This window comes from Streptomyces sp. NPDC020681 (assembly GCF_044334895.1).
Taxonomy (GTDB): domain Bacteria; phylum Actinomycetota; class Actinomycetes; order Streptomycetales; family Streptomycetaceae; genus Streptomyces.
The window spans coordinates 1-1,719 of sequence record NZ_JBIRTX010000071.1 but is presented as its reverse complement, the minus strand read 5'-3'; the positions used below and the strand labels follow the sequence as shown (position 1 = coordinate 1,719).

The window sequence follows — 1,719 nt, the reverse complement described above, 5'->3', positions numbered from 1 at the left end:
GCTCTTCCCTCGCCTTGAAGTGGAAGGGGCGAATGCCGTTGCCGGGAGCGGCCGCGGCCGCCTGCTGCGGCAGAAGCACATTCGCCGCGCTCAGGGCAACGGCACTCACTGCCGCCGCTCCCAAGATCTGACGGCGGTCAAACCTTCCGGATTCACTGATATTATTTGTCATGGTCAGCTCCTTATTTTCTGGTCAGGCTCAAAAACATGCCGATCTGTCGCCAGCCCTGCCGTGCTGGGCTCTTTCGACTCCGGTCGGCTCATCGCGGTGAGGGGGCGTTCAGGCGGTAATCTCGCGTGACTCCGAGGCATTTCCGCTGGCGCGTGGGATCCGATGATCCATCACGCTCTCCTGGCCGTCTCTACTTTGCGGATCTCAAGGATATCGTTGAGCTAGTGGATTGATCGGGACGGAAGAGTCCTGTTGGGGATTCCGACCGCTGATGCGGTGTGCGACATTGCGGGATGCGTACCGGTATCAGGATCGAAGTCACGGCTTCGGAAAAGGGTCGGCTTGAAGCGATCGTTGCGGCACGGAGTTCGCCGCAGAAGCATGTCTGGCGCGCGCGCATCATTCTGCTGACCGATCAGGGTCTTGGGACCCTCGCGATCATGGCGGCGTCAGCCAAGTCGAAGACCTGCGTGTGGCGCTGGCAGGCACGCTTCATGGCCGAGAGGGTCGACGGGTTGCTGCGCGACAAGACCCGGCCTCCAGGCATCGCGCCGCTTGAGGCCGCGCTGGTCGACAAGGTTGTGGCGCTGACACTCGAGCTGCCCGCCCACGAGGCGACGCACTGGACGGTTCGCGCGATGGCTAAGGCCGTCGGCATCGCCGCGTCCTCGGTCGTGAAGATCTGGCACGACCACGGCCTTGCTCCCCACCGCTGGCGCAGTTTCAAGCTGTCCAACGACAAGGCTTTTGCTGAAAAGCTTCATGACGTGGTCGGGCTCTACGTCTCGCCGCCTGCCCACGCCATCGTGCTGTCGGTCGACGAAAAGAGCCAGATCCAGGCGCTCGATCGCACCCAGCCGGGGTTGCCGTTGAAACGCGGCCGCGGGGCGACCATGACGCACGACTACAAGCGCAATGGCACCACGACCCTGTTTGCCGCGCTCAATATCCTCGATGGCTCGGTGATCGGCCGCAACATGCAGCGCCACCGGCATCAGGAGTTCATCCGATTTCTGAACGCCATCGAGGCCGAAATGCCAGCCGGCAAGGCCGTCCACGTCATCCTCGACAACTATGCCACCCACAAGCAGCCCAAGGTCCGCGCCTGGCTGGCCAGACATCCGCGCTGGACCTTTCACTTCGTGCCGACCTCCTGCTCATGGCTCAACGCCGTCGAGGGCTTCTTCGCCAAGCTGACCCGACGGCGCCTGAAAAACGGCGTTTTCCATTCCGTCGTCGACCTGCAGGCCGCCATCAACCGCTTCATCAAGGAGCACAACCAGGAACCACGCCCGTTCGTATGGAAAGCCGATCCCGACCACATCATCGCAGCCGTTAGGCGCGGGCATCAAACGTTGGAATCAATCCACTAGCGCGCCTTCCAAGCCAGCCCCGGTCTTAGGTCATCCTTCCACCGAATCCAGTCGTTAGTCGCGGGTGGAAGCCTCGAGGCGGCGTAGCGCCAAGAACGGAGTTGCATCATCGTCCAACAACGGACGTCGGCTTTGCGCCCCAAGGCCTTGCCGTGAGCGCGGCTAACGGAGCTT

Annotated in this window: 1 protein-coding gene; it reads left to right on the top strand. The window is 62.5% G+C overall.

Annotation, left to right across the window (positions count from 1 at the left end):
• The first annotated feature begins 465 nt into the window (after positions 1-465).
• A complete protein-coding gene (locus ACH4YL_RS40715) occupies positions 466-1,545 on the top strand; it encodes an IS630 family transposase (protein ID WP_398512585.1) in 1,080 nt (359 codons plus the stop codon).
• Positions 1,546-1,719: the final 174 nt, after the last annotated feature.